Annotated in this window: 13 protein-coding genes; 8 read left to right on the forward strand and 5 right to left on the reverse strand. The window is 61.6% G+C overall.

Annotated features, from left to right (window positions below; genetic code table 11):
• Positions 1-240: 240 nt before the first annotated feature.
• Entirely contained in the window at positions 241-627 is a 387-nt protein-coding gene (locus ACVWWN_RS16600) for a hypothetical protein (RefSeq protein WP_457144850.1), read from the forward strand.
• Here ACVWWN_RS16600 and ACVWWN_RS16605 read toward each other — a convergent pair.
• Positions 575-1,009 (reverse strand): GMC family oxidoreductase N-terminal domain-containing protein, encoded by a 435-nt coding sequence (locus ACVWWN_RS16605; protein ID WP_457144851.1) that lies wholly within the window; start codon positions 1,007-1,009, stop codon positions 575-577. The genes ACVWWN_RS16600 and ACVWWN_RS16605 overlap by 53 nt on opposite strands.
• Before the next feature lie 69 nt (positions 1,010-1,078).
• Here ACVWWN_RS16605 and ACVWWN_RS16610 point away from each other — a divergent pair, with 69 nt between their 5' ends.
• From ACVWWN_RS16610 to ACVWWN_RS16620, 3 genes are all read left to right on the forward strand, one after another.
• Complete coding sequence (locus ACVWWN_RS16610; RefSeq protein ID WP_457144852.1) at positions 1,079-1,798, forward strand: TetR/AcrR family transcriptional regulator; 720 nt, start codon at positions 1,079-1,081, stop codon at positions 1,796-1,798.
• A gap of 1,265 nt (positions 1,799-3,063) precedes the next feature.
• Positions 3,064-3,444: a GMC oxidoreductase gene (locus tag ACVWWN_RS16615; RefSeq protein WP_457144853.1), complete on the forward strand. Its 381-nt coding sequence runs from the start codon at positions 3,064-3,066 to the stop codon at positions 3,442-3,444.
• A 1,002-nt stretch (positions 3,445-4,446) separates the two neighbouring features.
• A complete protein-coding gene (locus tag ACVWWN_RS16620) occupies positions 4,447-4,620 on the forward strand; it encodes a hypothetical protein (protein ID WP_457144854.1) in 174 nt (57 codons plus the stop codon).
• A 707-nt stretch (positions 4,621-5,327) separates the two neighbouring features.
• Here ACVWWN_RS16620 and ACVWWN_RS16625 read toward each other — a convergent pair.
• Entirely contained in the window at positions 5,328-6,119 is a 792-nt protein-coding gene (locus ACVWWN_RS16625; RefSeq protein WP_457144855.1) for an LLM class F420-dependent oxidoreductase, read from the reverse strand.
• A 784-nt stretch (positions 6,120-6,903) separates the two neighbouring features.
• Here ACVWWN_RS16625 and ACVWWN_RS16630 point away from each other — a divergent pair.
• Positions 6,904-7,449 carry a hypothetical protein gene (locus ACVWWN_RS16630; RefSeq protein WP_457144856.1) on the forward strand — a complete coding sequence of 182 codons (546 nt, stop codon included), beginning with the start codon at positions 6,904-6,906 and terminating at the stop codon, positions 7,447-7,449.
• Positions 7,450-8,095: 646 nt separating this feature from the next.
• On the opposite strand, the gene ACVWWN_RS16635 is transcribed toward ACVWWN_RS16630, so the two are convergent.
• Positions 8,096-9,295 (reverse strand): branched-chain amino acid ABC transporter substrate-binding protein, encoded by a 1,200-nt coding sequence (locus ACVWWN_RS16635; RefSeq protein ID WP_457149158.1) that lies wholly within the window; start codon positions 9,293-9,295, stop codon positions 8,096-8,098.
• Between the two features lie 623 nt (positions 9,296-9,918).
• Between ACVWWN_RS16635 and ACVWWN_RS16640 the strand changes: the two genes are divergently transcribed.
• Together ACVWWN_RS16640 and ACVWWN_RS16645 are read left to right on the forward strand one after the other, a co-directional pair.
• Positions 9,919-10,419, forward strand: a complete 501-nt coding sequence (locus ACVWWN_RS16640; protein ID WP_457144857.1) for a carboxymuconolactone decarboxylase family protein — start codon at positions 9,919-9,921, stop codon at positions 10,417-10,419.
• A 72-nt stretch (positions 10,420-10,491) separates the two neighbouring features.
• Positions 10,492-11,211, forward strand: coding sequence for an isocitrate lyase/PEP mutase family protein (locus ACVWWN_RS16645; protein WP_457144858.1), 720 nt, complete (start codon positions 10,492-10,494; stop codon positions 11,209-11,211).
• 37 nt (positions 11,212-11,248) lie between these two features.
• Here ACVWWN_RS16645 and ACVWWN_RS16650 read toward each other — a convergent pair whose 3' ends face one another.
• Complete coding sequence (locus ACVWWN_RS16650) at positions 11,249-11,794, reverse strand: chorismate mutase (RefSeq protein WP_457149160.1); 546 nt, start codon at positions 11,792-11,794, stop codon at positions 11,249-11,251.
• A 73-nt stretch (positions 11,795-11,867) separates the two neighbouring features.
• Positions 11,868-13,262 (reverse strand): alpha/beta fold hydrolase, encoded by a 1,395-nt coding sequence (locus tag ACVWWN_RS16655; RefSeq protein WP_457144859.1) that lies wholly within the window; start codon positions 13,260-13,262, stop codon positions 11,868-11,870.
• Positions 13,263-14,263: 1,001 nt separating this feature from the next.
• On the opposite strand from ACVWWN_RS16655, the gene ACVWWN_RS16660 reads away from it, so the two are divergent.
• Positions 14,264-15,421: an acyl-CoA dehydrogenase family protein gene (locus ACVWWN_RS16660; protein WP_457144860.1), complete on the forward strand. Its 1,158-nt coding sequence runs from the start codon at positions 14,264-14,266 to the stop codon at positions 15,419-15,421.

Here is a 15,421-nt window from a genome sequence, read left to right on the forward strand (position 1 = left end):
TGCCTCCACCGAGTGGGCGTTGCCATCGTCTGCTGTCTCTGAGCTGTCACCATGGATCTAACCGCTAAATGCTGCTATAGCACGCCCTATTGGGCACTGAGAATCCGCCTCCGACTTGTCCGCGACTATCGGAACTAGTGCGGGCCCATCATGAATGCCCAGTTCATCAGCCCGCAAACGGCTCCTTCACAGCGGCTCACATTGAGGCACTCCGTGATTTCATCACGACCCTCGCTTGCAGTGGTGGATTTGCCTCGTCAGCATGGCGAAACCACCGAAACCCCAACCGGCGACGGCACGCCCGCCTCGATAGCAGCATCCTCGGTCATCGCCCCCATGCAGCGATCCCCGCCCAGAACCGGACCCGATCCAGCTGTCGGGGCACCCTCGGCTGGCATCGACGACGGGACCCAACAGCCGGACGGTGCCGCGGCTGAAGGGTTGCATCACGGCCGCGTACATCCCGTAACCGGTATCGGCGCCGCTCAACCCGGGCAGGATGCCGATACCCGATTCGGTGATGAGGATCTGCAGGTCGGGGGTGCCATCGGCGAGGTGGTCTGGATCAGCCCGATCACCTCGCCGTGGTTGAACGTGGCGGCCGGGATCGGGGTCGATGAACGGTAGGCGACCGGCACCAGCAGGTGGTCGTGCAGGTTCGCCCGACGCCGGGAAGGTCGTGGATGACCTCGATCCCGACCTCGCGCAGAGGAGCACTTGGACCGATCCCGGAGAGCATCAGCAGCTGCGGTGATCCGATCGCCCCCGCGGCAAGGACGACCTGTGCGGCCTCGACGTACGTCGGCATGCCACTTTGGGCGATGTAGCTGACCCCGGTACAGCGGCCCTCAGCGATACGCAGTCGATCCACGGTGACATTGGGCACGAAGTCAAGGTTCGCGCGCCCCAAAACAGGACTCAAGTCAGCATCCGCCGCGCTCTGGCGTTGTGCATCCCGGTCTATGATCTGATATGCGTGCTCGACTCCCTCAGGTGCCGCCGCAGGCACTAAACCTCACAGTCGAGAATCAGCACTACGCGCACACAGTGTTCGCGTAGCGCTGCTAGCATTCTGTGCATGGATACGCGAAAGGAAATGTTGCGGGCCGCGGAGGCGCAGCTCCAGGCTTCCCCAGACTTCGACATCTCCACGCGTGCGGTATGCGATGCCGTTGGCGTTGGAGCTCCCGTGTTGTACCGGTTGTTTGGCGACAAAAACGGCCTTTTGTCGGCGGTCATTGATCGTGCATTCCGACGCTATCTGGCCTCCAAGCGCGCGCAGGCGCTGTCACACGATCCGGTCGCCGACCTATATTCGGCATGGGATGCACACGTTGCGTTCGCGTTGAAGAATCAGGCCGTATATCGCATCGCCTATGGGCCAGCGTTGAAGGGGGTTCCGACAGGCGTCGAAGAAGCGCGTCAGCTGTTGGTCGCACGACTAGTTCGGTGCGCGGAAGTCGGCAAACTGAGCACCCCCCCGGACACGGCGGCCCAAATCATGATGGCGGCTTGCGCCGGCGTGGCGCTGAGCCTGATGACGCAGCCCGAAACCTTCGACCATCCCGCCCTGTCACACCGAGTCAGGGATGCCGTACTTCGCGATCTGCTCGCCGACGCTGGTGCGCCGTACCGAAACAAGCATACGCTCAAATCTGTTGCCTTACAGATGGCGACGATGATTAAAACAACGCCTACCCCCCTTACAGAACCTGAGGTGTCTCTGATGTTGCAGTGGCTGGGTGCTGTCGCCACGTCCAACCGCGTTTCAACAGGCGCAAAGTCCAAAAAAGTATGAGGTACGTCGTCGCGGCGTTCCGGCTGAGGCGGGCGGCTCGTCCGTAAGGCCCTCAACCAGACTGGCCGTGATCCAGGCCGTTGTAACCGCCCGAAGCCAATCGCTCCTAGTCGTGCCGGCCCGGCTGAGGTAGACGATCGTCGTGTGCCCCCAGCGGCGGCATTCTATCACCAACCACTTCATAAGCTTGCTTGACGCCTTTAACCAAAATGAGGCGCCAGTCAGGTAATTGGAGGTGATTCCGCGACCTGCCTGCACAATGTATACCGGTCCGTCGCTGCACAGGCGATCATCAGATGATGGGTCTGCTGCACAGATAGGTGACATCTGCGATTGCGTGCCCCGGGCTGGAACGATGTCACCATGGCAAGGGAGTGCCCAAGGATCTCCGCGATGACGTCGTGCAGGTCGCCACACCGGCGAGGACGGCGTGACGATCGAGCGGTTGCCGCCTATTCGGGTGCACTCGACGACCTTGTTGAAGTGGATCCGACAAGCGGACATTGACGACGGAGCCGCACCAGGCGAGAACAAGTGAGTCGCGGCCGAGCTGCGGGAGATGCGGCACCGAAATCGGTTGTGGAACGGGGAATGAGGATCTGCGCCGAGCAGCGGCGTTTCTGTCGCAGTCGAACCTGCCGGGAAAGGGATTTACCCGCTCGTAAACGAGCTCACCGCCGACGGGATCCCGGTGGCGGTGACGTGTCGGGTCCCTAAGCTCGCTCGCCCGCCCGACTACCGCTGGCTGGCCAATCCGGTAACCGCCGCCGAGCTGGCGAGGCCCATCGGGCCAGCGCTCTGTTCGACGCCTACCACGATGACGCGGAGTCCGGCGACCGCTACCTCGTTGAACAACCCCGCGACGCCGTGGGCGGATGGCTGAGTGGACCGCGTGGCGGATCTGCTCGAACAACGCCTGGCGGAGTGTGTTCGGCAAGAAGAAGCGCGGCAAGAAACGCCAAGGTCGGCCCACCTGTCCAGGACGATCTGTCCGGCGCGCTGTGCGCGATCAAGGACATGTTCTCCAACCGGATCGTCGGCTGCAGCATCGACTCGCGGATGAAATCCCGACTGACCACCCAGGTCCTCAATAGTGTTGTGGCCCGCGGCCGTCCCGTCGTCGGCTGCATTTGTCTACAGCGACCGCGGGTAGAAAGATGGACTCAACTGGTGGTCGCAACACCTCGATCTGTGGAGGTGTTGGAGTTGGACGGCAGTGGGTCATTCGGCGGTATCGGCGTCAGATTGCTTGGCCGGCCGGTCTGTTGATCGATCCGAATTATTTCGGTGATGACCGCGACATGCACACGGTGCTCACCGGATTGCGGCTGATCCGCGAGATCGAGAGCGCCAGCGCGCTGGACGGCTGGCGAGGCGAGGAGGTGGCTCCTGGCGAGGATGTCGATGACCACGCGGCGCTGCGCGCGTATGTGGAAGAAAACTATCGGACTTATTTTCACCTGGTGGGAACATGCGCAATGGGTTCTACCGAGATGTCGGTCGTGGACAGTGAATTACGGGTATACGGCATCGACGGTCTTCGCGTGGCTGATGGCTCTGTGATGCCGTCGATCCCGTCGAGCAACAGCAACGCCACCGTCTACGCGATCGCCGAACGCGCCGCTGGACTGATCAGCAGTGGCTGAGGTGGCAAGCTAATTGTCCTCATCTACGACTCCGCGCCGAAGTGGCCGGCGACCACCCGGCCCGGACTACGCCCAGCAACAGCCGGTCGGGCATGGGAATCCCAATCTGTTGTCAAGCTGCCAGTGGTGGGTTGGCGGTATCAGGGTCGCAGTAGTGAGTGTGGTCGTCGAGCATGGCTCTGATGACGTTGATGCGGCGTCAGGCCAGGGCGATGAGTGCTTGCTTGTGCGTGTTCGCGCCAGTCGGTGGTCGAAGCGGCGGGGCCGGTGTAGGTTGCGCTTTTGCTCCCGGAGTTCACTTTCGAACACTGCAACAGTTTTGCGACGGCAACGCATCCGGGCACGCCGTGGAATAACGGACATATCAGATCGTTCAACAACCGCTATCAAAAGGAACGCCTCAACCGCAGCCCTGGACCACCGTGTTCGAAGCCCGCGTGGTCATCGGCGACTTCAAAGCCCAGCACAACCACCGACACTTCCACTCAGCGCTGGGCTACCGCGCACCGGCCGAGCATGCCGCGGCATGCAGATGCGCCGCACCCAGTGGCCTGCGAGATCAACTGAATCTTGAAAAACCCAATCTAGATCCGGGTGCACTCAGTAGCGGGCGCTTGCCAGGCCCGGATACACAAGCGTTCATACTGCATACATATCAGTCCTGCCACAGGCTCTTTTAGTGGCTCAAGCACCAGATGCCGGTGAAAGGCAGTCACTTTGACACGTTTGAACCTACTTTCTACGTTGAGCGCAAAAGATCTACGGACGACGGAGAATTACTGTGACTGCTCCGCGTTCTGAACCCGTTGCTTATCCGTTCAATGAGCCGGATAGCCTCGATCTAGACGACGCGTACCGCGCTGCGCAGCGTGGCCCTGGGATGGCTCGGGTACAGCTTCCGGACGGCGAGCCCGTATGGCTGGCGACCCGCTATGCCCATGCGCGGCTGGTTTTCAGCGACAGGCGGTTCAGCCGTGCAGAGGTGTGCCATCGCGATGAACCGTGGATGCGAACCCCGATCAGCTCGCCAGGTTGCGGGCCGAACCGGCCTGGTTCATCCCCCTCGGTGCCGGTGTCGGTGTCGGTGCCGGTGCCGGTGCCGGCACCGGCTTCGCCCGCTACGCCTCCCAGGACGTCGTCGTCGTGAGTTGTTGGTGCGCGCAGGCGATCCGGTGATCCCCCCCGATCGGGGGAGCCGTCCGGGACGGGCTGCAGTTCGATTCCCCTGATGAGCTCCATGTCGACCGGCCGACAACACCGCACCTTGAATTCGGCCGTGGCGTCCACCATTGCGTCGGCGCACCACTAACCAGGATGGAGCTGCAAGAGTTCCTGCGAGTACTACTCAAGTAGTTGCCAGGTCTCCGGATGGCGGGCGATGTCCAGTGGAAGTCGGAAATGTTGCTTCGCGGGCCGGTAATGCTGCCCGTGGCGTGGCGAGTCCAAACATAAGTTCCGTCGCGTAAACTCCGCCGCGCGTACGAGCTACCGCGGCAGGCAAGACCGGCGAGGAGATAGCTGCCGAAATTGTGCGTGTCGGCGACAACGCTGTACAACTGGCGGCGCGGCTACGGCGGGATGGACACCGACGCCGCCAAGGAGCTCAAAACAGCTGCGCGAGCAGAGCACCCGATCGACGCGGCTGTTGGCCGAGGCTCAGCCGGTCAAGAACGGGCTGCGGGAATGCGTGCCAAGTGCCTGGCCGTGACGAGCAAGACGCCACTCCTCCCCGTGGAGGGCGGCCGGCATGGCGGTTTGGTATCAGCCATCGTTACAGAACCGTCCTCCGCCGAACGACAATGGATCGGCCATGGATCATGCGGCAGAGGCACTCAGGCATCTGCAGAGGCCTGAGTGCCTCGAGATATTTCCGACAACAGCATTTACCGATGGTCACGCCAGTGGCACAGCGCCTCCACAACACTCAGGTCGTAATCGGGGCCGTTCACACCGAACGTCAGCAACGTGACACCAATCTGGTTCAGTTCCTCGGCCTTCGCGAGCACGGCGTCGGTGTCACCCGTACTTTCGCCTACACTGCCCGATCGTTCGATGGCTGCGGCGTCGCGGCCCACGTTCTCACAGTGCTCGGCGAGGACCCGGGCCTTCCGCGGGTAGCTCTCACCGTCGACGAACCCATGCCAGATGTCGGCGTACTCGGCGACCATTCGCAGGGTTTTGCGCTCTCCTGTGCCCCCAACTAGGACCGGGATGTCACGGATGGGAGCAGGGTTGAGCTTCGCTAGCCGAGCTTTAATTCGGGGGAGCGCAATCGCGAGATCGTCAAGACGGCTACCTGCCGTGCCGAAATCGTAGCCGTATTCGTCGTAATCTCGCTGCTTCCAGCCTGATCCGATACCCAGGATCAGCCGGCCGTCGGAAACGTGATCGACGGTGCGGGCCATATCGGCCAGCAGGTCGGGGTTGCGGTACGAGTTGCAAGTCACCAGCGCGCCGATCTCGATGCGTGAGGTCTGTTCGGCCCAAGCGGCCAACATCGTCCAGCACTCGTAGTGCGCGCCATCGGGATCGCCGTAAAGCGGGAAGAAGTGGTCCCAGTTCAAGGCGATGTCGACACCGAGGTCCTCGCATCGGAGGACCGCGTCGCGAATGTGGCTGTAGCGGTGGGAATGTTGGGGTGCTAGCTGTACGCCGATTCGAATGTAAGGGGGCATGAGACTAACTGTATAACCAATCCGATAACTTGCGAACGGCTTGCGTCACTGCTGCGAAGATTTCTCAGGCGCTGCGTCATTGGCAATCAACGTCGCCAGGCGACGCAGTGACACCTGCGTTTCGATGAGGTTGCCGAATGACCATGGCTCCTCGGCGTACGACGGACCGTGCACGCGACGCTCTTTCGTCACACGCGAACGTGTTTCGCCACGGCTGTAGCCGAACACGAAGGCCTTCCAGCGGCACCGACAGTAACCCCTGCACGTAGACGGCTCTACCGATGAGCGGCGACTCGAAGTTGCCAGGGACCACCGCCTCATCGGTCGTCCGCATATTGGCAGCGGCAAGCCTATTGAACCGGTCAAAATCGGCGATCATATTGACGCTCGGTTTGGCCAGCCGGATTCGCTTCGTCGTTGCAGCGAACGCCGTCAGTGCGTTTGCGGCATCGAACTCCGTGGTGATTCACCAGTCTCCGACGTGAAGTGACTCGCATATGTGCACTGCCAAAAGTCGTAGTCGGCGTGGGTGACAGGGATGAGATTCTCAGCCCACGATTGCGTTGCTACCGGCCAGACAAGAAGAAGATCCCCCGTTAATCGCTGGCATCGATCTGCACGTATCCACGCTAACAATACTCACGGTGGCCGAGTGTCTATGTCATCGGCATCACACTGTCGAACTCGACTGCTTACGGAGAGAATTACGACTCAGAGCTTGCGGACATTATGTCGGTGGGCTGCGGCTGCGCCAGCGATTCCAGGCCGCTGAGTCATGAGGGGAATGGCCGATGCGTTCGTCACCATGACGTCGCGGTTCGAGGGCCACCCGGGGCTGCCGAGTATTGGCCGCATCAAAACTCCGTTGTGGGCCACGACGACGATTACGCTCGGCCCCAAACACCCACGCACAGAGGAGGTCAACGGATCTGAGGATATGCATGCGATCATCGGCGTGGTCGGCGCCGCCTGGCTCCTGATGAGCCAGCCGAACCTCAGTCAGACGCGAGTCACCGAACCAGCACACGTCCCCACAGCATCCGGTGCCGACGCTGCGACGATGTCAGCCGTGCGCCGGGATCCGGCGTCGGTGACTATCGTCGAGCTGCACCGTGAGATTGCACAGAACGTCGGCTCAACGGGCGGTAAACCGAAGCGTCAGTTTCGCGGCCGATGGATGGTGGGCTGGCCGAACGGCTACTGGTGCCAGCAAGCCTACGGACCGGGCCACAGCCTACAAAAGCCAATCCTGATCGCTCCACACACCGCGGGGCCGCGGGGTGCTCCGCTCATACCGCCGAAGCAGAAGGTGCACGTCTGGCGTAGATAGTCATTGTCGCCCATTCAGTCCAGCGACAGCTGTGAGATGGACTCGTCGGAATGCGTCCCGTTCATGCCGGCGCAGTTTTTCGAGCCCGTATTCGGGGAGTGTGGTTGCCCACCCACAGTGCTCACGTGGTATGCCGTCGCAGGCCGTCCCGGATCATCACCGCAGACTGTCGAAACGGTCCCCGCCAGCAGCGAGGTTCAGTCGGTAACCTCACCATTCGATCTATGGCGGATCGCATTCATCAATGACGATGACGATGACGATGAGAGGTTTGCACAGTCGATTTACGAGGATCTAAGTCCGTTATGCCCGGACGCCGGAAGCCCTCACCGGTTGCGCAGACTCGTCTATCTCAGAGGCTTCGTTCCAAGAGATTGTGAGAGTCAAGCGGAATTCGTCGCTTCGACTGCTTGGAGATTGTTGTGCCATCTCTACTGTGGCCGATCAGTACCGAGTCAGTGATGTCTCGGTTGACGATGAGATCGGCGACGGACTGCGCGACTTCCTGGTGTCCGAGCTGTCTACGGGATCCGGTCCCGCGTTCGGGCAGGGTCGGTGCGTAAATGGGGCGGCCGGGTTCGCGAAATGTCGGCTGACCGCATCCCACGCCGAGCCGTCATGCCAATTCCATGTCGATAGCTGGCGTTCACTGCACTTTGTATATCCAGATCCGCGTGTCGGTGAGTTCGCCGTTGGGGTCCCATTGGTACGTGCGCGCAACGCCCTGGCCGTGGTAGTGGTGGATGTAGTCGAGTAGGGCGGGGCGGGTGACTTGTCCGGCGTCGATGCCTTTGACCATGATGGTTGCCAAGTCATAACTCTCGGCGCTGTAGGTGCCTGCTGGCCGGGAGAACGCCTTCTGGTAGCGGTCGCCGAACGCGCCGGCCGCTGGCGCGCATGGACAAGACAGCAGCGCATTCATGGCGGCGTCACCGGCCTGCTTGACGAACTCGACATCGTTGCTGGCATCACCAGAGGCGAACGTTGCCTCGACACCGGCGTCACGCAGCTGGTGGACCAGGATCGCAGCCTCGGCGTAGTAGCCGCCGTAGAAGACGGCGTCCGGTTGTGAGTTCTTGATCTGGGTGACCGCCGCCGAGAAGTCCTTGTCGCCACGCTTGACTTCCACCGTGCAATCGCCGATGGCGGCTGGACCGAGTCGGCCGGCGACGGCTTTGGCCAACCCGAGGCCGTAGTCGGTGCTGTCATCGACGACACAGATTCGCTTGGCGCCCAGCGTGTTCCTCAGATAGCCCGCCACGGACGGACCCTGTACCTCATCGTTGCCCAGCCCCCTGATGAACGTACGCCAGTTGTTTCGCGCGAGAGCCGCGTTGGTGGCCGACGGAGTCGCTGCGACCACGCCAGCCTGCTCAAAGACCTGTTGGACAACCCGGACCTCACCCGAGTTGCCCGGACCGATCACCCCGATGATGGCCGGGTCGTCGACGACCTGCAGGGCGATCCCCGCCGCTTTCTGTGGATCACCCTCGGTATCGAAGGGTTTCAGCGTGACAGCACACGCAGGGTTGGCCGCGTTGTGTTCGTTGATCGCGAGCTGCGCACCATCGTTCACGTTGGCGCCTAGTGCCGCGTCGGGCCCGGTCAGCGGCGCCAGCACGGCGATGGAGACTGCGGCGCAGTGCGCGCCGGCACCATCGGCGGGATCGGCCGGCACGACGGTGGGCGCCGGCGTGTCCCGGTCTCCATCCCGACTGATCTGGGTGAGGGCGACGATCTTCAGATCGGCTCCGGCCTGTCCTGATTGAGCCTGCTGACAACCGCTCACCCCGACAAGAACACCCAATGCCACCACGGCCACCTGCACACCGCCCCACCGAAACACCCTCAACTGCCTTCGCCCCCTCGTCGGCAAGAAACTACGGCTGCACACATCCGGCCTGGCGCCCGCGCACCCCACCAGCCGCCGCTCACTCAGCGCAACACCACGATGCGCACCACGACCGGCCAACATCTCCAATCGGGGCACAAACCACCTTCTGCCAGAACAGCCGTTAGCTGACACGGGGACCTCCTTCGACGAACAAATGCCTGATGCATGGGCCCCACTGCGCGTCCGCGATACCCAATACGAATTGTTATCAACGGTTCAATGCAGGCGTAACGGTGATAACGCGAAGCGTGCCGAGAATCGTCGACTCGGGCCGGTTCACTACTTTTAGGCGACACTGCGTGCAGCGACGCTGGGGCACTGGACAATACCGCTCGCACCACACCTTCTGGACTCATTGCCCTGAGCCAACGGTCGCTGCCGAAACCCACTCCGATTGGCATCGAAAGGGGCGTGGACCGCCAATTCATGACCACCCCAACCATCCTTGCCACACATGATGCGTCTGCGATGGTGTCCGATTTGTGAGCTGCCACGCTGGAAACTGCAAGTGGCCCAGAATATAAGGCTAAAAATGGCCCGTTACAACGGACCAAGGCGGGAATATTGTTGAATCCATGACCACTAACGAGGTGCAACAAACCGCCCCACATGTCGCGGAACACAGCCAGCGTCTGGACTGGATGACACTCGCCCCGGATATTTTCAAAGCGATGGCCCGTCTGGACACGGTAACCGGGCATGGCGTTGAAGCAAATGTACTGCACCTCGTGAAGATCCGTTCGTCGCAGGTCAACAGATGCGCCTTCTGCATCGATATGCACACCAAAGATGCGCTGGCGGCCGGTGAGTCGGTCGACAGGATCATCCAGCTCGATGGGTGGCGTGAGTCGAAGCATTTCTACACCGCTAAGGAGATCGCAGCCATCGAGCTGACGGAGGCGATCACTGTGCTTACTCACGCCGGTGTTCCGGATGACGTATACGCAAGATCTGCAGAGCAATTCAGCGACACAGAAATGGCCTACCTGATCGGCGCGATCACGATGATCAACGCGTGGAATCGATTCGGAGTCTCGACTCGGATGGTTCCGGGGCACTACACGCCAGGCTCCTAGCCCCTCGATCGACCGGTCCAGACCATCGTCACCCATATCATCGCTCGATACCGCGAAGGAACGTTGAACCGAATGACCGCCGCATCCACCTTTCGTGCTCTGCATCAAGATCGCGTGACAGGTCAGCCGCTCGTGCTGGCCAGCCCGTGGGACGCTGGAAGTGCCCACGCTCTGGCCGACGCGGGCTATCCCGCGCTGGCGACTCCGAGCATGGGCATCGCCGCGTCACTCGGCTATGAAGACGGATCGACGCCGCCCGAGGAGATGTTCGCCGCGGTCGGGCGGATTGTCCGCGCAGTGTCGGTGCCGGTCTCCGCGGACATTGAACACGGTTACGGTCTGAGTCCACGGGAGTTGATCGGACGGCTCACGGAGACGGGCGCTGTGGGCTGCAATCTGGAGGACAGTGAGCACGGGCAGCTCAAAGATCCCCGCCAGCACGCCGACTTCCTCGCCGAGGTGCGCGCCGAGGCGGGTGACGCTGTATTCATCAATGCGCGGGTTGACACCTTCCTGTTCGGCAACGGCGATCCGACAGAAGCGATCGAACGTGCTCGCCTGTATGTGGACGCCGGCGCTGATTGTGTTTATCCGCTGTTGGCGCCACTTGAGGTGCTCCCGGCGCTGCAGGAAGGGATCACTGGTCCGCTCAACATGGCAGCCAAGGCCTCTAGGGACTCGGTGGCCGAGCTGGCAGAATTGGGTGTCACGCGGATCACCTTCGGGCCGGAGATGCAGCGGGAATCGATGTGGGCCATTGGAGAGCTTGCGGCGGGGATCAGGGCGGCCTGATGGTCGCGCTCGTGCTGCCGGTCGTGTTGGTGGGGCGCTACCGGCAGTACGAGTGTGTTGCGTAGGCCAGGGCCTGGCGATAGACGGGGTCGAGATTCCTTACCTGCGCCACGGCTTGGACGGCGGCGTCGAGGTCGGCAGGGCACGACGGTGAGTGCAGCGCGGACCATTGCTTGGCGATCTCGCCGACGATGCTGTGATTCAGCTTGTCGATGATGTCCCGCGATGCCGACAGGTCGGGGGCGGACGCCGGAGCAGATGCGGGATCGAGTTTCCACTGTGCAAAACGGCTATGTTCCACCGAATCTGTGGCGTCAATCTGGTTGCGGAAGACATCGTGCACGTAGCCGGCGTCGACGCGCGCGGACGTGGCATCGGCCGTGACGGCATCGATCACCTGTTGTTCCCGCTGGGGATCATCGACCTGCCCACCGGTACGGAACTTCGAGGCCGCGACTGGATCTGCCGTCTCCAAGCGTTGCGCCGCGGCATCGACGAGCGCCTGCAGCGGACTGGTCCCACCCGCCCCGGCATGCGGAACACTGATCATAGATAATGCAGAACCCACAATCACGGACATCATCACAGTCTTGACCTTCATCGAGTATCTCCCGGGGTAGTTGGTGAATAGTACTGGGCTTCAACGTGTTGCGATCTCATCGCAAAACGGCAGGGGGCATCTCCGTAGCGGTCCTTCCGAGCGTCATCGGCATTTCGATCCGTTCACCTAGGACATGCTCGGCTAGGAAGGCGATGATCACCTGGTACCAGATCCTTGCGTGCTGGGGCGAACGTACCCAATGACTTTCGGACGGGAAGTACAGGAATCGGTGCGGGCTGGTCCCGTCTTCCGCTGCGGGCAGAGCCGACTCAGTCAGCAATTCGAACCACATCCGCATCGCTTCGTCGACCGGTACCAGATAATCCCTGTTGCCGTGGATGATCAGCATCGGTGTCCTGATCTGGCCGACAAACCGGTGCGGCGAATTCACCGACGTGAATTCCGGAGTGATTTCACGTTGCCAGTACGAGGCGGTGTCGGTCGTGGGACGAAACTGATCCAGAGCCCATATTCCAGCGTGGGAGACAATCGCAGCAAACCGGTTGGTATGACCAGCCGCCCAGTTGGCCATGTAGCCGCCAAAGGACCCTCCTATGAGGGCAGTACGTGTTCCGTCGATGCGCGACTCGGCCACTGCCACATCCGTGATCGCCATCAGGTCGCTGAACGTTCTGGCACCCCAAGCGCCCCAACCCCGTTGAATAAACTGCTGCCCGTATCCTGTTGACAACGCGGGGTCGGGGAGCAGCACGGCATAACCCTGTGCCGCCAGTAGCCATGGATTGCATTCCCACGACCAGCTATTCCAACTATCGCGGGGACCGCCGTGGACCCACAACACCAGTGGCTTCGCACCATCACCATCCGGCAGCGCCAGCCACGAGCGCAATTGGGCACCGTCGCTCGATACGGCGTTGATTTCCGTCAACACCCCAGGAGGAGCGGGAGCGTCTGCACACGGCAGCACGGTGATGTCTTGATCTCCATCGATACGCACCGGATGGGGTGGTTGTGAACACGAACTGCGCAGCGCATAGATCACGCCGTCGGGCGCGGCGACGACATCGCTATAGGCAAAATTGCCGGATGCGACGGTGGTCGGCTTACCGGTGTTTACGTCAATTCTCCATACGGGACAACGCCCGTTATCATCTGCCGTCACAATCAGTGCGGAACCATCCGGCGCCCAGATTAGCGATTTGGGCCACCGGTCCCAGTCGCTGGCGACACCGACCGGAGGTTTATCGAACCGCAGTATGCCGACCGTGATGCGGCAAGCAACTGACGCGGTCGCGTGGGTCGTCCGGATGTAGGCAACCGCCGAGCAATCCGGTGAAATCACAGGCGAACACAGGTCAGCATCTGGTTCATCGGCGATAACCCATCGCTCCTGCGTGGCCAGTTCGATGCGAACCAGAACGGTGCGATGAGTGAGACCCGCGGCGGCTACTCGCCATGACGTGACAACGAACTGGCCGTCTGCACTCACGTCGAATGCGGATTCCCGCAGACTTGATCCTGGCCGTGGGGTGAGTTCCACCACCTCGGCAGATGCCGGTTGCCCGGCAGCCGAGAGTCTGACGGCAAACAGGTGCGGTTCCTCGGGCCCAAGGTCTGCCTCTCGGTGGCGGACCGGGTAACCGGTGTGGAGAATCGCTGTCACCCCACCGCTTTCACGCATTTCACGCCAACGGCGGCCCGACTCGAGGTTGTCAGCCGACGGCAGCATCGGCGCACAGAGGACCGCAACGGGTGCCTCACGTGCCGTGACAACTGCGGTGACTCCGCTGAGTGCGGACGCAACACTTACTGCATGACCTCCGCTTGCCGGTAACAACCACGTCATTGTCGGCGATTTGTCGCCGACGGTATTGGATCCGGCTGCGAGGAAGAGCAGTTCACCATGTGAGGTGAACGACGGTGACGACTCCACGGCGACGGCTTCGGTCAGTCGACGTGGGGGGTGGTGCCCATCGGGGTCGATCTCCCATATGGCCCGGATGTATTCGGTCCCTTCCTCGTTGATCTCATCAATGGTGGCCACTACGCGACCGCCGTCATAGGAGGCCGCCAAGCCTGATGTCCGTGGCAGCGCAAGGAATTCGTCAAGGTGGTGATACACGCTCACGAACTATTTCTATCACGGCACGTACCGATATCCATTCTGCGCTATGTCAAAAACTCCGCAGTAGAGAGGTATCCGGACCGCATGCAATCTCCAATGCAGATGGGTTCCATCTCGGGAATTAATTCGAGGTGGTGTCGGCTGTGTGATGCTCGAAAATAGCCTCTGACATGGCGTTCGAAGATGTCGAACACAGGTGGCCCAAGGATTTCAAGAGCAATTGGCACGATGACGGCAGGCTGATTTGCGGATAGTTTGTACGTATGACGACGGATAACATGAGGGATGACAACGTCTCTGTGGCAGAGCGAACTTGGGACTACCGTTATTCGGAGGCGGCACCTCAATTGACTGCTGATCGATCTGTGCTGGTTGACAGCGCCGAAGGGCTTCGGCCTCTTCTGGCTGACAACGCTCGGCAAGGTGCGGATGACCGGCGGATCCCCGATGCGAGCATCGCCGCGCTGACGAAAGCGGGACTGTTCAAGGTCATGTTGCCCCGTCGATACGGTGGATACGAAGCGGGTCTGCGTACTTGTCTGGAGGTGGTGTCGGCGGTCGCCCACGGTGACGGTGCAGCGGCGTGGGTGGTGTCGCTTATGAACCACTCGGCCTGGGACATCGGGTTGTTCCCGACACGAGTGCAAGACGAAGTATTCGGCGCCCACCCCGACACCTTGGTGTGTGGTTCGTTGCCGCCGACTGGCACCGCGGTTGAGGTTGACGGCGGACTGCGGCTGTCTGGCCGATGGGGGTATGTGTCGGGATCGCTACACGCCCAGTGGGCGGTACTCGGTTTCAACATCGTCGACCCGAGTGGTGCGGTCGTCGAGACGGCAGTGGCGCCGATCCCGGCTGCCGACTACTCGGTGGTCGACACGTGGTTCACGGCGGGGATGAGGGGGTCAGGAAGCAACACCCTGATTGTCGACGACGCTTTCATTCCGCCGCATCGTGTGGTTGCTCGAGCACGGCTGGACGCCGGTGACTACCCGACGGAACATAAAGACGAGATCGTGTACCGCAGCGGGTTCTACGCCACCCACACGCTGGGCTTGGTTGGCCCGCTCCTCGGGCTCGGCAGAGCGGCGCTCGACTATGTATGTGAAGCGGCCGGCTCGAAGCGAATAGCTGGGACGGTGTTCAGTCGGCAGGCGGATTCGGCTAGCCTCCAGATGCAATTGGGAGAGGCTGCGCTCCTGATCGATACCGCGTACATGCATGCGCGGCGCGCCGCCGATGACCTCGATGAGCATGCCGTGCGAGGAGTCCAGCCGTCATTCCCCGCTCGTGCCCGTGCCCGCGCGGACGCGAGCCGGGCCGCCGGCCAGGTGGTGGAAGCGATCAATATCTTGCTGAATGTGCACGGATCATCGGGATTGGTCGACGCCAGTCCGCTGCAACGGATCTGGCAGGACGCGAACGTTGGCGCGCGCCATGTCTCACTGCTGCCCGCCATCAGCAACGAGGTCTACGGCAAAGCGCTCCTGGACCTGCCTAATGATGTCCTCCTCTCCCTCTAG

It is taken from the genome of Mycobacterium sp. URHB0021, assembly GCF_054057895.1.